This is a genomic window from Collinsella sp. i05-0019-G5 (assembly GCF_042851345.1).
Classification (GTDB): domain Bacteria; phylum Actinomycetota; class Coriobacteriia; order Coriobacteriales; family Coriobacteriaceae; genus Collinsella.
Map to the genome: position 1 here is coordinate 132,285 of NZ_AP031421.1, position 16,630 is coordinate 148,914.

Genomic DNA, 16,630 nt, shown 5'->3' on the forward strand with positions numbered 1-16,630 from the left:
GATGAGCGGAGCGGCAAGTGATGCGCTGCGGGTATAATGGACAGCATTCAAACGGTGGGCACCGACGTGCCCGCAGGAGAGGAATGATCATGGGTAAGACTTTCAGCTTTGTCTCCGGCGCACTTTTTGGTGCTGCTGCTGGCGCTATTATCGGCGTTGCTCTGGCCCCGCGCTCGGGCGCCGAAACCCGCGCCATGGCTGCCGATATCGCCAACGACGCCTGGGACAATATGCGCGACACCTACGAGCACGGCGCCGAGGAGGCCCGTGCTGCGGTGAATGACTTTGGCCCGATGGTCGACGCCAAGACCGACGACCTGCGCGCCAAGGTCGACCTGGCCCGCGAGCGCATGGACCAGCTGCGCGAGCAGCTCAACGACGCCATTTCGGGTGGCAACGTGACGCCTGCCGCCGACGTCGTGGTCGAGAACGCCGTCGAGGCTGATGCCGGGGCTGCGGAACCCTCGACCGAGGCATAATGCGCGCTGGGGATTTTGTCGGCGCCAAGATCTATCGCAAGCCTACCGAGGACAAGCGCACCAAAAAGGACGGCACGCCGCGCAGCCCCAAAAAGCTCGGAAAGATTCACTTTCCGGTCTTTACCCCGGGCGGTACGCGCGTGGTGGGCTTTATGGTGCGCCAGTCCGATATCGCGGGCATGATCGAGCGCCCCGACCGATTTGTGGCGCTCGACGCCATTGGTGTCTACGAGGGCGCCATCGCGGTTGACGACGTCAAGGGCACCTACGATACCGCTGCGGCCAAGCGCCTCGACATCAACCTGGACGATTGCATCATCTGGGTCGGTATGGACGTGCGCACGGAATCGGGCGACGTCGTGGGCTATTGCTCGGACGTTGAGTTCAAGCCGCGCTCGGGCATCGTGCAGGCATTCTATGTGACCGCCGGCGCTGCTTCGAGTGTTTTGGTTGGTGACACGCAGGTGCCGCCGACGATGCTGCGCGGCTACGAGAACGGCGCGATGGTCGTCTCGGACGAGGTCAAGTCGCTCGGGTATTCGGGCGGTGCGGCTGCCAAGGCCGCCGAGGCCAGCGTCGTGGTGGGCGACAAGGTCAAAAAGGGCGCCAAGGTGCTCGATGACAAGGGATCGGTCGCCGTGGACAAGGGCAGCCGCGCACTGGGCAAGCAGCTCGGCAAGACGCGCGGTATGTTCAAGGCCTTTAAGGACGAATACCAAAAGGCGAGCGGAGGCTCGTCAAAAGCTACATAATAGCGACGTACCAAATGATGGGAGGCAAGCCGGAGACCTGTTGCTCCGGCTTGCTGTGTTTATGGGGGAGGGCACATGCGCCAAAACGGATCCAACTTAAACGGGCGTTCGGGTACGCGTCCGACGGCGCGCCGCGATCTGGGGCAGCTGCCCAGCGGTCAGCGCAAGCGTCACCGTAAGCCCGGCGCGATGTACCTCAACCATAGCCGCGGCTTTAGCGATCGCAGCGCGCGCATCGGCAACAGCCGTACGCCCCGTCGTTCGTCTCGCCTGCCCTATGCGCTCATCGCCGTGGGTTGCGCACTCGTGTTGTTTATCGCTGCCGTCGTGGGCTACGTCAACCGCAGCGTGGACGTGGAACTCAACGGCCAGAAGACCGCGGTGCGCGTGGGCTCTACGCTGCAGAATCTCATAGACGACCAGGAGTTGACTGACACCTACGACGCAGGCGACCTACTGGCCGTCGATGACAGCGTGCTCAAGCGCCATGGGGGCGAAAAGCTGTCGGTGAAGGTCGACGGCAAGCGCGTGAAGCAGGGCAAATGGGATAGCCGCGAACTTGAGGGCGGCGAGAAGGTGACGGTCAAGGATGGCCGTAACACCTACGAGAAGCACGAGGTTCAGGCTACGGTTATCGAGCCCAAGCTCAAGGTCGAGGGTACGGGCGCTATCGAGTATGTGCAGACGTGGGGTGTCCAGGGCCGCTCCGAGGTGTGGGTCGGCGAGCAATCGGGCAAGACACAGGACCGCGGCGAGGTCGTGCTCGCCACCGATTGCGTCGTTGCGTGCGCCAGCGTGGCGCCCAAGGGCAACAAAAAGTACGTGGCGCTGACGTTTGACGAGGGTCCGAGCAGCGCTACCAAGCAGATCTTGCAGGTACTCAAGGAAAAGGGCGTCACCGCGACGTTCTTCCTGTCGGGCGATGCGGCCGAGGCATCGCCTGCCACGGCCAAGGCGATTGTCGATGCCGGGTGCGAGATCGGATCCAACAGCTACAGCGACGATTCGCTCAAGGGTCAGGACCGTGAGGCGGTACGCGAACAGATCACGAAAGGCACCGATGCGATTAAGTCGGCGACCGGCGTGAAGACGATGCTGCTGCGTGCTCCCTATGCTGCCTTTGACGAGCAAAACTGGATTGATGCGATGGACTTGGTCTCCGCCGTGGTCTCGTGGAATATTGACTCGGGCGACTGGCTGCTCAACGGTGCCGACGAGCAGGTCTCGACGGTGCTCGATTCGGTGACGCCGGGCAATATCGTGCTGCTCACCGATAGAGACGAATGCGCCGAGCAGACGCTCGAGGCGCTGCCGCAGATTATCGACGGCCTCATTGCCGACGGCTACAAGATCGTGACGCTCAGCGACCTGGTCAAGACGGACACGTCGCTGAGAAAAAAGCTCACCTCGCTGACGAAGGTCACCATGCCCAAGGATGCCGTGTTCCCCCAACTTGCCGAGGACAACGACACCGCAGAGTAGTTATTGGGTAGTCATTTAAGAACGTCCCCAATGACTATGTCACGGATGCGTCAGCCTTTGGTATGCCTGCGATGTGCAGCGCAAAAATTTGGCGCCACAGCGCGATGCTGATGCTATAGTTACTGCGGATAATAAGGGTCAAGAGAAAGGTTACAGGTGAAATCCAAACCTCGACCATACAGTCGATGACCCCATGCAGGTGCTTTCTGCGCATGCACGGGGTGTGAGCGCCGAGCGGCGTGCCGCCCGCGCATGCGTATACATATCTAAAAGTCCACGGATGGCGCGCCGGCATGGCCGCGTCCGGAGGAATAATGATGGGGAGCACCATTGAATTATCTGAGTGAGATGCTCAAATTGCCGGTCTTGGACGTCGACGGCGAAAAGCTCGGCGTGGTCAACGATTTTGGTATTGCTACCGGCGAAGTTTTTCCGCACGTGACGTCGCTCGCGTTCCGCGGACCCGGCAAGACGCCGTTTATGATCAGTTGGCGCAAATGGGTCGACCGTATCGACGAGACGGGCGTGTACCTTAAGGCGTCGGCCACCGAAATCCGTTTTTCGTACCTGCAGCCGACCGAGCTCTTGCTCGCACGCGACGTGCTCAACAAGCAGATCGTCGACACGCAGGGCATGAAGGTCGTGCGCGTAAACGACATCAAGTTTTCCATGTCGGGCGAAAACCAGCTGCGCCTGCTGGGTGCCGAGGTCGGTGCCCGCGGTCTGCTACGCGCCATCAGCCCCGCGCTCGAGCATATCGTCGAAGGCTTTATGAAGCACCTGGGTAAGCCGCTCAGTGAGGACATCATCGCTTGGTCCTACATGGACCTGCTCGATCGCTCGACTAAGAACATCCAGCTCTCGGTGTCGCACAAGACGCTCGGCGAGCTGCACCCTGCCGACATCGCCGACATTATCGAGCAGCTCGACCCACGTCTGCGTGCGCAGGTGTTTGCGCAGCTCGATACTGCCCAGGCCGCCGAGGCCATCTCGGAGTTCGATGACGACGAGCTTATGACCGAGATGCTCGAGGGCCTGTCCGACACCGACGCATCGTCGATGCTGGCCATGATGGACCCGGACGACGCTGCCGACCTGATCGACGAGCTCGATTACGAGAAGGCCGAGAAGCTCCTGCGCCTGATGGGCGTCAAGGAGGAGAAGGCGATTCGTAATCTGCTGGGGTATGAGGACAACACCGCCGGCCGCATCATGACCTCGGAGTTTGTCTCCCTGCCCGCGACGGCAACGGTCGGTGACGCCATCGAGGCGATTCGCGAGCTCGACGAGGACTTCGAAAGCGTCTACTACGTCTATACCGAGGATCCGAGCGGCATGCTGACTGGCGTGCTTTCGCTGCGCACGCTGATCGTGGCCGATCGCGACGCCACGCTGGGCCAGCTGGCCTATCGCGACCTGGTTTATGTGTCGCCCGACGACGACCAGGAAGACGTAACGGACGAGATGACCAAGTATGACCTGGTCGCTATCCCCGTCTGCGACGAGAACCGTCATATCCTGGGTATCGTAACCTTCGACGACGCCATGGACGTTATCGCCGAGGAGCATCAGGAGGACCTGCAGATCGCCGGTGTCGGCTCGGGCGACAGCGCGTCGGACGACTCGACGAACGTGCTCAGCTGGTTCGTGCATCGCCAGTACTGGGTTGTTGTATGGGGCATCGCGTCGTGCATCATGGCGACCGTGCTGGGGACGGCGCTCGGCTCCGCGCATCTGGTGGTGTTCCCCATGTGCGCCATGCCGCTCGTGCTGCTGGCGGCCTCGCGCATGGTGTCGTTCGTCAAGAACTACTTCCTGGAGTATGACGGTCACGACGACGAGCCCAAGCCGTATCTGGGATTCTTCTTCCAGAGCACGGGCATGGGCCTGATTCTGTCACTCGTGACCTACCTGTGCGCCCAGCTGGTGCGCACCGCCGCGTTCCCCGATGCGCCCATGTTTGAGGAGCAACTCTTTACCGGGTGCTTTAATATCGCTGCCATCATTTGCCTGGTTGGCAACATGAGCGCCGTGATTTACCTGATGGTGCTGTTCTGGCGTGACGAGCATGACCTCAACACGTCGGGCACCGCCATGAACGTCATTGCCGTCATGATCTCGTGTGTGGCGTATTGCATCGCCGCGGTGCTGCTCGCCATGTCAGTCATGGGTTAGGTGGTCGCGTGCAAAATACCAAGCAAAAGTCGGGCACCAAGCAAAAGCTGACCATCGCGGCCATCTTTGGCGCTATGGGTCCCGGTCTGCTGGCGGCGCTTTCGGGCAATGACGCCGGCGGCATTGCAACGTATTCCAGTGCGGGCGCCAGCTATGGCTACAAGATGCTCTGGATGCTTCCCGTCATGACTGTGCTGCTCATCGTGACGCAGGAGACTGCGGCGCGCTGCGGCTGCGTCACGGGTAAGGGCCTGGCATCGCTCATTCGCGAGCGCTTTGGCGTGCGCAAGAGTGTACTTGCTATGGCGGCGCTGTTGATCGCCAACACGGCTGTGACCATTTCGGAGTTTGCGGGCATCGCCAGCGGTCTTGCTCTCTTTGGCGTGCCGGCGAGCATCTCGGTGCCGTTGGTGGCGCTGCTGGTATGGATGCTTACCATGTCGGGTAGTTTCCAGCGCATCGAGAAGATTCTACTGCTGGTGAGCTGCGTGTTCGTGACCTATATCGTCGCCGCGTTTATGGCTGGCCCCAACTGGGGTGAGGTCGCGGTCGACCTGGTCGTGCCTAACATTCAAAATGACCCCAGCTACGTGTCGCTCGTGGTCGCAACGATCGGTACCACCATCGCGCCGTGGATGATTTTCTTGGCGCAGAACAACGTGGTCGATAAGAACGCGGGCGAGGACGATATCGTGCTGCAGCGCATCGATACCGTGAGCGGCTCGCTTGCCGCTGATGTCATTGCCGGCTTTATTATCATTACGACCGGTACGGTGCTGTTCCCGGCGGGTATTCAGATTAGCGATGCTGCCGATGCTGCCCGCGCGCTGGAGCCTATTGCGGGTCAGTGGTCTACGGTACTGTTTGCCTCGGGCCTGGTCGCGGCGAGTTTCTTGGCTGCCTGCGTGCTGCCGGGCGTTACGTCGAGCGCTATCTGCGAGGCATTTGGCTGGGAGCGCGGTGCCGATCGCAGCTGGGACGAGGCCCCGGTCTATCGCGGCATCATTACGGCCATCATCGGCATCTCTGCCGTGCTGGTGCTTATGCCCGGCGTCGATCTGTTCCAGATTATGATGACCTCGCAGGTCATCAATGGCGTGCTGCTGCCCGTGGTTCTGGTGTTCCAGGTGGTTATTGCCGCTGACCGTCACATTATGGGCACTAACCGCAACGGCCGCGTGTGGAATGTGCTCACTTGGGCGACTATCGGTGTGATTACGGTGCTGACGGTCGTCATGTTTGTTCTGCAGGCGATGGGTTACAGCGCTTAGCGCCTCTTTTGGGTTTCGAGCGGCCGCTGCCATGGGCCGCGGCCTCTTTTTTGCCCGCTATAGGGGGTTAGTTATATGGCAGTGGACAAAAAATGCCAAATATGAGTACTGTTGCTAAGTGAATAGCATTTACATCCAAGAAGATAATGGACATAGCCGATAGTATGTTCATTAAAATTGGCTCCAATATGTCTTAAACCAGTCAGGTTGGCTGCTTTAGGGGGTTGTAGGGGTCGCTCGGACGTCATTTTGGGTGGTTTTGCCTGCTACTAAAATGGTAACAGTACTCATATTTGCCCCTTTTTGTCCATGACCTCTTGGAGTCGGCTCGAAAAGAGTGATTTTGGGTTGTTTGCTGCGGGTGTGGGCTTGGAAACAACGTTCGGGGTGGCGAGGCGCCCAGAATTTGGTCGCAAGGAGGGCGTTCCTCGGCTGTGTCAGGAGTGTCCCTGGGTGCCGGCATATAAGGAACGTCCCTAACTGTCGGAGGGGGTGCCTGCCGTGGCGGGCACCCCTCCGGATGTGGGAAGTTTGCGCTGCAGGTTACTTGTCGGTGCCCAGCTTGTGCGGCTTGAGAGCGAGCGCATTGACGGGCGCGTCGGTGGCAGACTTGACGGCCGCCGGCTGCGGATCGTTGACGTGATCCTCGGGATGCACGGGCAGGTCCTTCTTGACTGCATCGTGGATCAAGTTGAGGTACTCAGTCACGCCAGTGGTCGACAGGTGCGTGCCATCGCCATCGAACAGGTCGTTGCGATTGGCACTGTATCCGTACCAGTCGATAACGCGCACGTTCTTGTAGCGCGTAGCAGCGTTGGCGATGGCCTGGTTGGTAGAGCCAACCCACGGCTGCGGGCTGCGCGTGTTCACAAACACCACAATACGCTTATCTCCCGCATCGGTCATGATGGCGTCGATCTGGTCGTCGGTTACCAAGCCGTTGGTGCCCAGTGCAAAGACCACGATCTTGCCGGCAAGGTTCTGTTGGAGATAGCCCTCAAATGTCGCGCGGCCCGCATCAAACTGGCGGCCCTTTTCGGCATCGATATGGCTGTGCGGGAACACGCCGTCAAAGGAATCAACGGCGCGCAGCGACACGGAGTCACCGATCATCAACAGGTCGTAGGAGCCATCGGGGAAGCCGTCGTTGTCCTTGTCGGTGTCGTCGGCCGCCTGTTGGTCTGTGGGCGCGGTGTTTTTGGCTTCCTTGTTGAGGACTTCGGCGCCCTCACCGCTCAGTGCGGAGGTCTCCGGCACAAAGATCAGGCCGCCCAGTGCAACGACCAACACGACAGCGCAGGCTGCGCAGACAGGGACGTGTGCGCGCACCCAGTTGGCGGGCGCGGTGGTGCCGTCGCGGAACTCGGATACGGTGCGCCCAAAGGCGCCCTTTCTAAACGGCGTCTCGATAAAGCGATATGAACATTCGGCTACGGCGACCACCAACAACACCTGCAAAATGTACTGCCACCACGGCGTATCGTTGATGTTGGCGACCGGGTTCATGAGCAACAGTAGCGGATAGTGCCACAGGTAGATGCTGTACGAGCGCTTGCCAACCCACACGAGCGGCTCGGCGGACAGTGCGCGGGCAACCATTCCCTGGGGCTGCACGCAGGCCGCGATGACCATGAGCGTGAGGATGGAGCATAGCAGCGTGCCGCCGCGATACTGGAACGCGGTGTAGCCGTTGGTGAGCGCGACCATGGCGGCAAGGCCAACCAGACCCACGACGCCCAACACATCGATGGATGCGGGCGAGGACCAAAAGCGCACGAGGGCGCTCGGCTGTGCCGGGACGGTCTCGGCTGCGTTGTCGGCCTTCTCGCCAGGCTTGCCCTCGGCGTTCTTGCCGTGCTTGGCGGCGCCAGCCAGGCGATTGAGCCCCAAACGATGAGCGAGACGCACCGGCGCCAGGTCGCGATCGGGGATAAAGGCCATCCAGGCGCCCAGCAGCAGCGAGAAGACGCGGGTGTCGGTGCCGTAGTACACGCGGCTGGGGTCGGCGGCGGGGTTATAGAGCACCATCATGGCGATGGCGGAGACAGCAGCCAGGCCCAGAACCATGCGGCGCGTGTTGGGCTTGCTCATGTGCATGGATACCATAGCGAGCAGCAGCGGGGGCCAAACCAGGTAGAACTGTTCCTCGATGGCGAGCGACCAAAAGTGCGTAAGCGGCGAGGGATCGCCCAGAGCATTGAAGTACGAGACGTCCTGCATAATCTGCCACCAGTTGTTAAAGAACAGCAGCGACGGCAGAATGTCGGGACGCATCTTGGTGAGCATCACGTGGTTAAAGATGGTGCACAGCGCGCAGGTCACGAACACTACCGTTACCACGGCGGGGACCAGGCGACGGATGCGGCGAATCCAGAAGCTCTTAAGGTCGATGCGACCGGTCTTAGCGACTTCGTTGAGCAGCAAGCGCGTGATCAGATAGCCCGAAAGCACAAAGAAGATCGTGACGCCAAGCAGGCCGCCCTGAGCCCACGTGAGGTTGAGGTGATAGAGCACCACCGCGACGACGGCAAGCGTGCGCAGGCCGTCAAGGGCAGGGATGTAGCGGGACTTGGGGCGAGCAGGCGTCTGCTCCGCGGCGGGAGTGTTGGCGCGGCCCGCGTTGTTGGCAGAAGCGCGATGGGGGCTCGCGGTGCGTCGCGGCTCGTTGGCACGGCGCTCGCCCTTCACGCGTTCGTGCGGCGCCGGCTCGTTGCCCGTGCGGCGTCGACCGCGCGAGCCCGATTGCGAGAATTGTTCCATAAAACATCATCCAATGACGAGAATAATCAGCACGTCTTCATTGTAACCGCCTGCTCCTGTGAATGCTTGCTGCCGGCGCAAGCTCAAGCGCGCGTCCACATCAAAGTGAACTAAAGTTATAGAGGCGCGAGAGCGCACGATTGACGGCCAACGGCGGGTGCAGAGCCCGCGGACGAGGAGGTTTCCATGGCAGATAGCGGCATCGTTGCGGTGTTCGGCAGCATGAACATGGACCTTTCGGTGGCGTGCGAGCGCATGCCGCGTGCGGGCGAGACCGTTGGCGGCAGCGGGTTTATCACCAACGCCGGCGGCAAAGGCGCCAACCAGGCCGTAGCTGCTGCGCGCATGGGCGCGCACACGCATATGATCGGCGCGGTCGGCTGCGACGCATTTGGCACGTCGCTCGTGGCGGGGCTCCAAGACGCCGGCGTGGACTGTGCCTTTGTAGCGCGTCGCGATGACGTGGAGACGGGAACGGCGACCATCATTCGCTGCGAGGGTGACAACCGCATCGTGCTGTCGCCGGGTGCCAACCATGCGCTCGCGGGCGAGGATGTTGCCCGCGCGCTGAGGCGTCTGGTAGCCGATGAGCTCGACGGAGACGCCAGCGATATTGCCCCGGCTGCCGGAAGCGTCTTTATCGCCCAGGGCGAATGTGACCTTGCGACGACGGCCGAGGCGCTTGTTTGCGCTCACGAGCTCGGGTTCTATACGGTCTTTAATCCGGCGCCTGCCTGCGAGTTGCCTGCGGAGGCCTGGCCTGCGGTCGACCTGGTCTGTCCCAACGAGACTGAGTGCCAGGTGCTGACGGGCATCTTGCCCGCGGATGATGCGAGCTGCGTCGCGGCGCTCAATGCCCTGCTCGCCAAGGGTGCCGGAGCTGCGGTCATCACGTTGGGCGGCGCCGGGTCGGTTACGCTCGGCGATGACGGCGAGCCGCTGCGCATGCCGGCGCTCTCGAGCACGTTGGTCGATACGACGGCCGCGGGCGATACATTTATCGGTGCGCTTGCCGCGGCTCGCCTGGAGGGCCTGCCGCTCTTTGAGTGCATGGCGGCGGGCGCTCGCGCCTCGGCGGTGACGGTGTCGCGCCTGGGCGCTCAGCAATCAATTCCCACGCGTGCGGAAGTCGAGCACAAGTTTGGTTTAGACGGTTTGGATGTAGACGGAGAAGCGGAGTAGAACAATGGCAACCAAGAAGCTGATCCTTGATCTGGATATGGGTGTGGATGATGCGATGGCGCTTGCCTATGCCATCGCGAGCCCCGAGGTGGAGCTCGTCGGCATCACCACGTGCTTTGGCAACGTGCGCGTCGAGCAGTCGGCGCACAACTGCTTGGCGGTGCTCGACCTGTTGGGTCGTCCCGAGGTGCCGGTGTACCTGGGCGCCGATCGTCCCGTGAAGGCGACCGAACCCTACACGCCGCCGGCGTCCACCACGCTTATCCACGGCAAGAACGGCATCGGCGGCGCAAGCGTGCCCGCCTCGCCGTACGAGCCGGTGGGCGCGACGTCGGCCGATGGCAATGCGGCGGTCGATTACCTGATTGATGCCGCGCGTACCTATGGTCCCGATCTGGTCTACGTTGCGACCGGCCCGCTCACCAATCTGGCGCTTGCCCTGGAGCGCGATGCGGCGGCGATGATGTCTATCGGCCGCGTGGTGGTGATGGGTGGCGCCCTGACCGTGCCCGGCAACGTGAGCGCCGGTGCCGAGGCCAACATGGCGAGCGACCCCGAGGCCGCTGACGCCGTGCTGCGCTCGGGCCGCAAACTCACCATGGTTGGTCTTGACGTGACGCATCGCGTGGTGCTGACGCGCCGCGACATTGCCGGTTGGACGGGCTCGGGCACCATGGCGGGCTGCGCATTTGCGAGTATGGTCGAGCACTACATTGGCTCGTACGAGATGAACGCACCCTACCTGGGTGGTTGTGCGCTGCACGATCCGTTGGCCGTTGCCGTGGCGATCGACCCCACGCTCGTAGGTGCACTCGGCTGCAATCTGCGTGTTGATCTGCTGGGCGAGTATCGCGGTCGCACCATTTGCGATGAGCACCGCCTGTCCGACCCCGACAAGAGCGCGCTTGTGGCACTCACCGTGGACGCCCCGCGCTTTCTGTCCGAGTTCAAGGCGCGCATGGCCCGCATCCTAGGCTAGGCTCGGGATCGAAGCACGCCCATCTGCTCGATGTGGCCGCTGGCGGGCCGACATCTACCGTTCGCCAGCCCGATGGTCCCCGGGGCGGGGAGAGCGCTATAATGCATTCTGCATCTTGGATTGTTACTCCTGTGTGGAGGCATGCCCAAGAGCAATACAACACGGATTGTTACGTAAGGCATGACCGCAATAGCACTGCTATTGGCTATCATGCCTTTTTCTGTGAGTGTTCTTGAAAGGAGGTTCACCATGCTTGCAATTAAAAAGCTTAACAACAACGCGGTTCTTTGCCGTGACGGACAGGGGCGAGATGTCATCGCCATGGGCAGGGGCGTCGGTTTCGGCGGAGATTTTCCTCGAGAGCTCCCTCTTTCTAAAATCGAGCATACGTTTTACGACATTGATCCTAAAGGACAAGATGTCATGAGGGATCTTCCCTCGGATATCGTGATGTTTGCGGCGAAAGTTATGGACATCGTTGCCAACGAACTGCCCTACGACCTCTCGACCAATGCGACGCTGTTCATGGCTGATCACCTGTCGTTTGCCGTTGCGCGAGCCCAAAAGGGGGTCCGCATCGCGATGCCTCTTGCCTATGAAGTGCGGGAGACGTATCCGAAGGAATACAAGGCTGCCCAGTTTATCGTCATGCGACTCGAGAAGGAGCTCGGAGAGCGGCTTCCCAAGGATGAGATTGCCAGTATTGCGATGAATCTCGTCAATGCGCGGGTTGTTCAGGCCATCGAGACCGCGAGCAAACCCACCAAGCAGTTTGACGATATGCTAGAAGATGTCACTGAGATCGTCGAGAGTGATTTTCGCATCATCGTTGACCGCGATTCCTACGATTTCACTCGCTATGCCACGCATCTGCGGTACCTGTTCAAGCGCATTCAAGCCGGCGAGTCGCTGAACAGCGCCAACATGCAGATGTACAAGAACTTTCGTGAGGAGTTTCCGCAGTTGGCAGAGTGCGTGAAGCATATCGGTTCCTATTGTCGTGAAACGTGGGACGCCACGCTCTCCGAGGAGGAGGAACTCTATCTGATGATCCATCTCAACCGGATCATCTCCAAAAAAGGATTGTAACCCGTAGCCATTCGGGGCATGACCTTTGCCGATTCGAACAGTAAGCCAAGATTGTGCAAAGGAGCCAATGATGGCAAATTACAAAAAGGTGGCAGAGCAGATTCTCTCCACTGTGGGCGGGGCGGAAAACGTGGCTTCGGTTACGCATTGCATGACGCGCCTGCGCTTCAACCTCAAGGATGAAAGCCTCTCGAATGATGAGAAGCTTGAGGACATCTCGTCTATCATCAGCGTCGTGCACGCCGGAGGGCAGGTGCAGCTGGTGGTCGGGCCCACGGTCGACAAGGTCTACGACGAGGTTTGTAAGCAGGGCGGATTCGAGGTCACGGTATCGATTGACGAGGAACTCGATGGCCCTCAGCTTAGCTGGAAGGAGCGCTTGGCGCCCAAGCACCTCTTCAATCAGCTGCTCGATGCCGTGAGCGGCGCTATCACCCCGATCCTTCCGATCTTTTGTGTCGCCGGTATCTTCAAGATGCTCGTTATTCTGTTTGGGCCCGAAGGCGCCGGTTTTATGTCCGAAACGAGCGACCTGTATCGGATCCTTTCCCTGGTGGGCGATGCGGCGTATTACTACTTCCCGGTGTTTGCCGCCTATAGCTCGGCTAAGAAGTTCAAAACGAGTCCTGTGCTGGCACTGCTCATCGCTGTTGTGATGATTTATCCCGACATGCTCGCTATTGTTGAGGACGGAAAGCCTTTCAGCGTCTTCGGCATCCCCATGCAGCTCGTCAACTACACCCAGGCTGTTCTTCCGGTCATCTTGATCACCTGGGCCCAGTCCTATGTTGAGCGCTTCTTTAAGAAGATCTCGCCTGATATGTTGCGCATTCTGATCGTACCCGTGGGTACGGTGCTCGTGATGTTGCCGGTCGCGCTGTGCCTCTGCGGCCCTGCCGTCCAATTTGTCATGGGCCTTGTGGCCGATTTCATCATTTGGCTCGCCTCTGTTGCCGGTCCCGCTGCGACCGCGGTTATCGGCGCATTCTGGAATCTGATCATCGCCACCGGCATGCACGTGCCGATCTATACCGCCATATTGCCCGCCGCGCTCCAGAACGGTTACGACGCCATCTTATACCCCGGCACCGCGGTTGTAGCCTACACCACGCTTGCCATCGCGCTCGCCTATGGCCTGCGCGCTAAGGGCAAGGAGAGTCGAGCCACGGGCTGGAACTTGTTCATCACCTATGCCTTCGGTCGCGTGAGTGAGCCCATCATCTACGGCATCCTGTTTCGCGACAAGAAGGCTCTTGCCTGGAACATGATTGGTGGTGCTGTCGGTGGTCTGCTGGTAAGCCTTCTTCATGCCAACGTCTATATCTTCACTGGCGTTGGTTTCCCATGGATGAACGTGCTCATGTTTGCTCAGGATATCATCCCTGGCACCATCGGGTGTCTTGCTGGCGGTGCCGTGACGTTTGCGTTGGCGATGATTTTTGGATTTGAAGGACAGGAGAAGATGCCGTTGAAGTCCAAGAGCGGCGATTCTGAGGCCGTTGAATCCGTCGAGGCATAAGAGGCTACTACACAAATATGCTCCCCAGCCGTTGCGCGGTCCGACCCCTTGGCCGCGCAACGGTACTGTGCTGTTGCGCGGCACTTGCCGAGTCCGTTGCGTTCGACAGTGTGGGCCGGGAATTTGATAGAAAGGACGACACCATAATGTTTAGAGAAGATTTTTTATGGGGCGGGGCTCTGGCTGCAAACCAGTGCGAGGGAGGATGGAACGAAGGCGGTCGCGGTTTAGCCAATTCCGACATGCTGCCGTTTGGCGATCAACGCATGGACGTCATGCGGGGAGACCTTGATCCGCGTGCGTTGGCACCCGACAGCTTCTATCCCGCTCGCAAGGGCATTGATTTTTACCATAGGTACAAGCAGGATATTGAACTGTTTGCCCAGATGGGTTTTAAATGCCTGCGCTTATCAATCGCCTGGAGCCGCATTTTTCCCAAAGGAGACGAAGCCGAGCCCAATGAAGAAGGCCTTGCCTTTTACGAGGATGTTTTTAGGACGTGTCGCGCGCATGACATTGAGCCTTTGGTGACGCTCAACCACTATGATGTCCCCATGCATCTCGTCGATGCGTATGGCGGATGGCGCGATCGCAGGTTGGTCGACCTGTTCGAGCGATATTCGCGTACCGTGTTCGAGCGCTATCGGGGATTGGTCAATTATTGGCTGACCTTTAACGAGATCAACATCATGACGCAGGCGTGCTTTATGGCGGCGGGGATCATCTTCGAGCAAGGGGAGAATCGCTATGCAACGGTTCACACGGCCGTGCACCATGTATTGGTTGCGAGCGCCCGTGCGGTCGGGGCGTGTCATGAACTGTGCCCTGGGGCGAAGATCGGTTGCATGCTCAACGCAGGTGTCTTCTATCCGGCTACATGTGATCCGGACGATGTGCTGGCTGCGCAGGCTGAGAATCGCAGCCATTACATGTTTACCGACGTCCAGGTGCGCGGTGCGTACCCGAGCTATGTTCTCAAGGAATACGCCCGCCATGGTTTTGAGGTGCCCTATCGGGATGATGACCGCGAAGTACTGGCTGCAAACCTGGTCGATTTCGTCTCGTTTTCGTATTACTCGACGCGCGTCGCAAAAGCGCATGCGGAAGGTCAGTTCGATTCGAACCTTCTTCGCTCGGCGCCTAATCCGTATCTAAAACAGGAGCCTTGGGGGAGGTTTATCGACCCCAAAGGGCTGCGCGTCACCATGAATGAAATCTGGGATCGCTATCAAAAGCCGCTGTTCATCGTCGAAAACGGTTTGGGTGCTCCTGATGTGCCGGAAGATTCGGGTGAAATAGAAGACGACTATCGAGTTGAATACCTGCGGGCCCACATCGAGGCGATGAGGGAGACCGTCGAGCTCGACGGGGTGGAACTCATGGGATATACCTGTTGGGGCCCGATCGATTTGGTTTCGGTCGCCACAGGACAGATGCGTAAGCGCTACGGGTTTATCTATGTCGATCGAGACGATAGCGGTGCGGGCTCGTTTGAGAGACGTAAAAAGAAAAGCTTCGAATGGTACCGACGCGTAATAGCAAGCAATGGCGAAGACCTTGCGTAATAACGTTAAGATGGACAAATGCGCCCGTTGGGGGAATAGTCGTGCCACTTCGCTTGACAACAGGCTAAACTAGCTATTAAACATTTACTATTCTGTTTAGATTGAATTTGCGGTCGTTTATTTGCCGAGCCATCGAGTTGCGATGCTCCGCCACGGCCGTTGCTAGGGGGAACAATGGCCAAAGCAAGTGTTCGCGAGATCAGCCGCATCACCGGTTTTTCGCCTGCGACCGTGTCCAACGCGCTCAACCGCAAGCGCAGCGTGAGTGAGGAGACCGCCAAGGTCATCCTGGAGTGCGCGCAATCGCTTGGCTACCAGCAGTCGACGCAGCTCGAGAGCATTCAGTTTGTGCTCGCGCGCAAGACGGGCGCCATTTTGGACGAGAGCACCTTTCATCCCGCGGTTATTGAGGGCGTGGAGCGCCAGGCGCGTCGTCACGGTATGAGCACGAGCTTTGTCTCGCTCGACTTTAGCGACTTGGACGCCGTGCGTCCGCAGGTCGAGGGCCTGATCGCCGATCCATCCGCCGCTATCGTGCTGATGGGTACCGAGCTGGGTGAGGAAGACTATGCCTTGTTCGCCAACGCTGCCGCCCACTTGATCGTGCTCGATGGCTGGAGCGATCGTCAGTACTTCGATGCCGTAGTCATTGCCAACACCGACTCGGTGCTGCGCGCCGTGGACTACCTTATCGAGAAGGGTCACAAGCAAATCGGCTATCTGGCAGGCGACCTTCGCATCCGCAACTTTAAGGATCGCGAGCGCGGCTATCGCCAAGCGCTTGAGGATGCGGACCTTGAGGCCAACCCGACATGGCGCGTCACACTGGGCACCACGCTCGAAGGTGCTTATCGCGACATGGGCGCATGGCTCGACAGCGTCTCGCGCGACGACCTGCCGACGGCTTTCTTTGCCGAAAACGACGTGCTCGCCGTAGGCGCCATGCGCGCGCTGAACGAGCACGGCATACGTGTCCCCGAGGATGTCTCAATCATCGGCTTTGACGATCTGTCTTTGGGCGCCTTCTCCAATCCGCCGCTCACCACGGTGCACGTTCCCAAGCACGAGGTGGGCGAGATCGCGGTGCGCCGCCTGGTGGGCAACATCCGCAATCCCAAGAGCTATACCTGCAAGACGGCCGTGTCGACCTATTTTGTCGAGCGCCAAAGCGTGCGCGAAATCTAGGCAAAGGCAACGCTAGGCCGTAGGGAGGCAAAGCTCGCTAAGGCAGCCATACATAACGCTACTAAGAGAGGGTCCTTCGGGGCCCTCTTTTTGATGCCCTTGTATGTTCAGTTTGTTTACATACCGTTTAGGCTGATTTCTCTACCGTCTACGGGTATTTCGCGTTAAACTTCTAAACAGTAGAGTAAAACA

The 16,630-nt window shown here is 59.7% G+C and carries 12 protein-coding genes; 11 read left to right on the forward strand and 1 reads right to left on the reverse strand.

Going from position 1 to position 16,630, the window contains the following annotated elements:
* The first annotated feature begins 89 nt into the window (after positions 1-89).
* The 5 genes from ACGHIZ_RS00565 (at position 90) to ACGHIZ_RS00585 (ending at position 6,159) form a co-directional block, all read left to right on the forward strand.
* The gene (locus ACGHIZ_RS00565) at positions 90-479 is read left to right on the forward strand and encodes a YtxH domain-containing protein (protein ID WP_117583713.1); all 390 of its coding nucleotides are present in this window, start codon (positions 90-92) and stop codon (positions 477-479) included.
* Positions 479-1,231, forward strand: a complete 753-nt coding sequence (locus ACGHIZ_RS00570; RefSeq protein ID WP_390448366.1) for a PRC-barrel domain containing protein — start codon at positions 479-481, stop codon at positions 1,229-1,231. Before ACGHIZ_RS00565 ends, ACGHIZ_RS00570 begins: the two co-directional genes overlap by 1 nt.
* 75 nt (positions 1,232-1,306) lie before the next feature.
* A complete protein-coding gene (locus ACGHIZ_RS00575; RefSeq protein WP_390448368.1) occupies positions 1,307-2,713 on the forward strand; it encodes a polysaccharide deacetylase family protein in 1,407 nt (468 codons plus the stop codon).
* Positions 2,714-3,043: 330 nt separating this feature from the next.
* Positions 3,044-4,888 (forward strand): magnesium transporter, encoded by a 1,845-nt coding sequence (locus ACGHIZ_RS00580; protein ID WP_390448371.1) that lies wholly within the window; start codon positions 3,044-3,046, stop codon positions 4,886-4,888.
* 74 nt (positions 4,889-4,962) lie between these two features.
* Entirely contained in the window at positions 4,963-6,159 is a 1,197-nt protein-coding gene (locus tag ACGHIZ_RS00585) for an Nramp family divalent metal transporter (protein ID WP_117637211.1), read from the forward strand.
* A gap of 543 nt (positions 6,160-6,702) precedes the next feature.
* On the opposite strand, the gene ACGHIZ_RS00590 is transcribed toward ACGHIZ_RS00585, so the two are convergent.
* Entirely contained in the window at positions 6,703-8,919 is a 2,217-nt protein-coding gene (locus ACGHIZ_RS00590) for an acyltransferase family protein (RefSeq protein WP_390448373.1), read from the reverse strand.
* A gap of 186 nt (positions 8,920-9,105) precedes the next feature.
* Here ACGHIZ_RS00590 and ACGHIZ_RS00595 point away from each other — a divergent pair, with 186 nt between their 5' ends.
* The 6 genes from ACGHIZ_RS00595 (at position 9,106) to ACGHIZ_RS00620 (ending at position 16,438) form a co-directional block, all read left to right on the forward strand.
* Positions 9,106-10,101: a ribokinase gene (locus ACGHIZ_RS00595; protein ID WP_390448376.1), complete on the forward strand. Its 996-nt coding sequence runs from the start codon at positions 9,106-9,108 to the stop codon at positions 10,099-10,101.
* 4 nt (positions 10,102-10,105) lie between these two features.
* On the forward strand, positions 10,106-11,080 hold the full coding sequence (locus tag ACGHIZ_RS00600) for a nucleoside hydrolase (RefSeq protein WP_390448379.1): 975 nt from the start codon (positions 10,106-10,108) through the stop codon (positions 11,078-11,080).
* A gap of 249 nt (positions 11,081-11,329) precedes the next feature.
* Positions 11,330-12,169, forward strand: a complete 840-nt coding sequence (locus ACGHIZ_RS00605) for a PRD domain-containing protein (protein WP_231500758.1) — start codon at positions 11,330-11,332, stop codon at positions 12,167-12,169.
* A gap of 70 nt (positions 12,170-12,239) precedes the next feature.
* Positions 12,240-13,688, forward strand: a complete 1,449-nt coding sequence (locus ACGHIZ_RS00610) for a PTS transporter subunit EIIC (protein ID WP_271740368.1) — start codon at positions 12,240-12,242, stop codon at positions 13,686-13,688.
* A 146-nt stretch (positions 13,689-13,834) separates the two neighbouring features.
* A complete protein-coding gene (locus ACGHIZ_RS00615) occupies positions 13,835-15,253 on the forward strand; it encodes a 6-phospho-beta-glucosidase (RefSeq protein WP_164473267.1) in 1,419 nt (472 codons plus the stop codon).
* Between the two features lie 174 nt (positions 15,254-15,427).
* Positions 15,428-16,438, forward strand: a complete 1,011-nt coding sequence (locus ACGHIZ_RS00620; RefSeq protein ID WP_055252157.1) for a LacI family DNA-binding transcriptional regulator — start codon at positions 15,428-15,430, stop codon at positions 16,436-16,438.
* Positions 16,439-16,630 lie beyond the last annotated feature (192 nt).

Coding starts and splice junctions, on each gene's coding strand:
- ACGHIZ_RS00565 (WP_117583713.1), top strand. CDS start 90: ATGGGTAAGACTTTCAGCTTTGTCTCCGGCGCACTTTTTGGTGCTGCT.
- ACGHIZ_RS00570 (WP_390448366.1), top strand. CDS start 479: ATGCGCGCTGGGGATTTTGTCGGCGCCAAGATCTATCGCAAGCCTACC.
- ACGHIZ_RS00575 (WP_390448368.1), top strand. CDS start 1,307: ATGCGCCAAAACGGATCCAACTTAAACGGGCGTTCGGGTACGCGTCCG.
- ACGHIZ_RS00585 (WP_117637211.1), top strand. CDS start 4,963: ATGGGTCCCGGTCTGCTGGCGGCGCTTTCGGGCAATGACGCCGGCGGC.
- ACGHIZ_RS00590 (WP_390448373.1), bottom strand. CDS start 8,919: ATGGAACAATTCTCGCAATCGGGCTCGCGCGGTCGACGCCGCACGGGC.
- ACGHIZ_RS00595 (WP_390448376.1), top strand. CDS start 9,106: ATGGCAGATAGCGGCATCGTTGCGGTGTTCGGCAGCATGAACATGGAC.
- ACGHIZ_RS00600 (WP_390448379.1), top strand. CDS start 10,106: ATGGCAACCAAGAAGCTGATCCTTGATCTGGATATGGGTGTGGATGAT.
- ACGHIZ_RS00605 (WP_231500758.1), top strand. CDS start 11,330: ATGCTTGCAATTAAAAAGCTTAACAACAACGCGGTTCTTTGCCGTGAC.
- ACGHIZ_RS00610 (WP_271740368.1), top strand. CDS start 12,240: ATGGCAAATTACAAAAAGGTGGCAGAGCAGATTCTCTCCACTGTGGGC.
- ACGHIZ_RS00615 (WP_164473267.1), top strand. CDS start 13,835: ATGTTTAGAGAAGATTTTTTATGGGGCGGGGCTCTGGCTGCAAACCAG.
- ACGHIZ_RS00620 (WP_055252157.1), top strand. CDS start 15,428: ATGGCCAAAGCAAGTGTTCGCGAGATCAGCCGCATCACCGGTTTTTCG.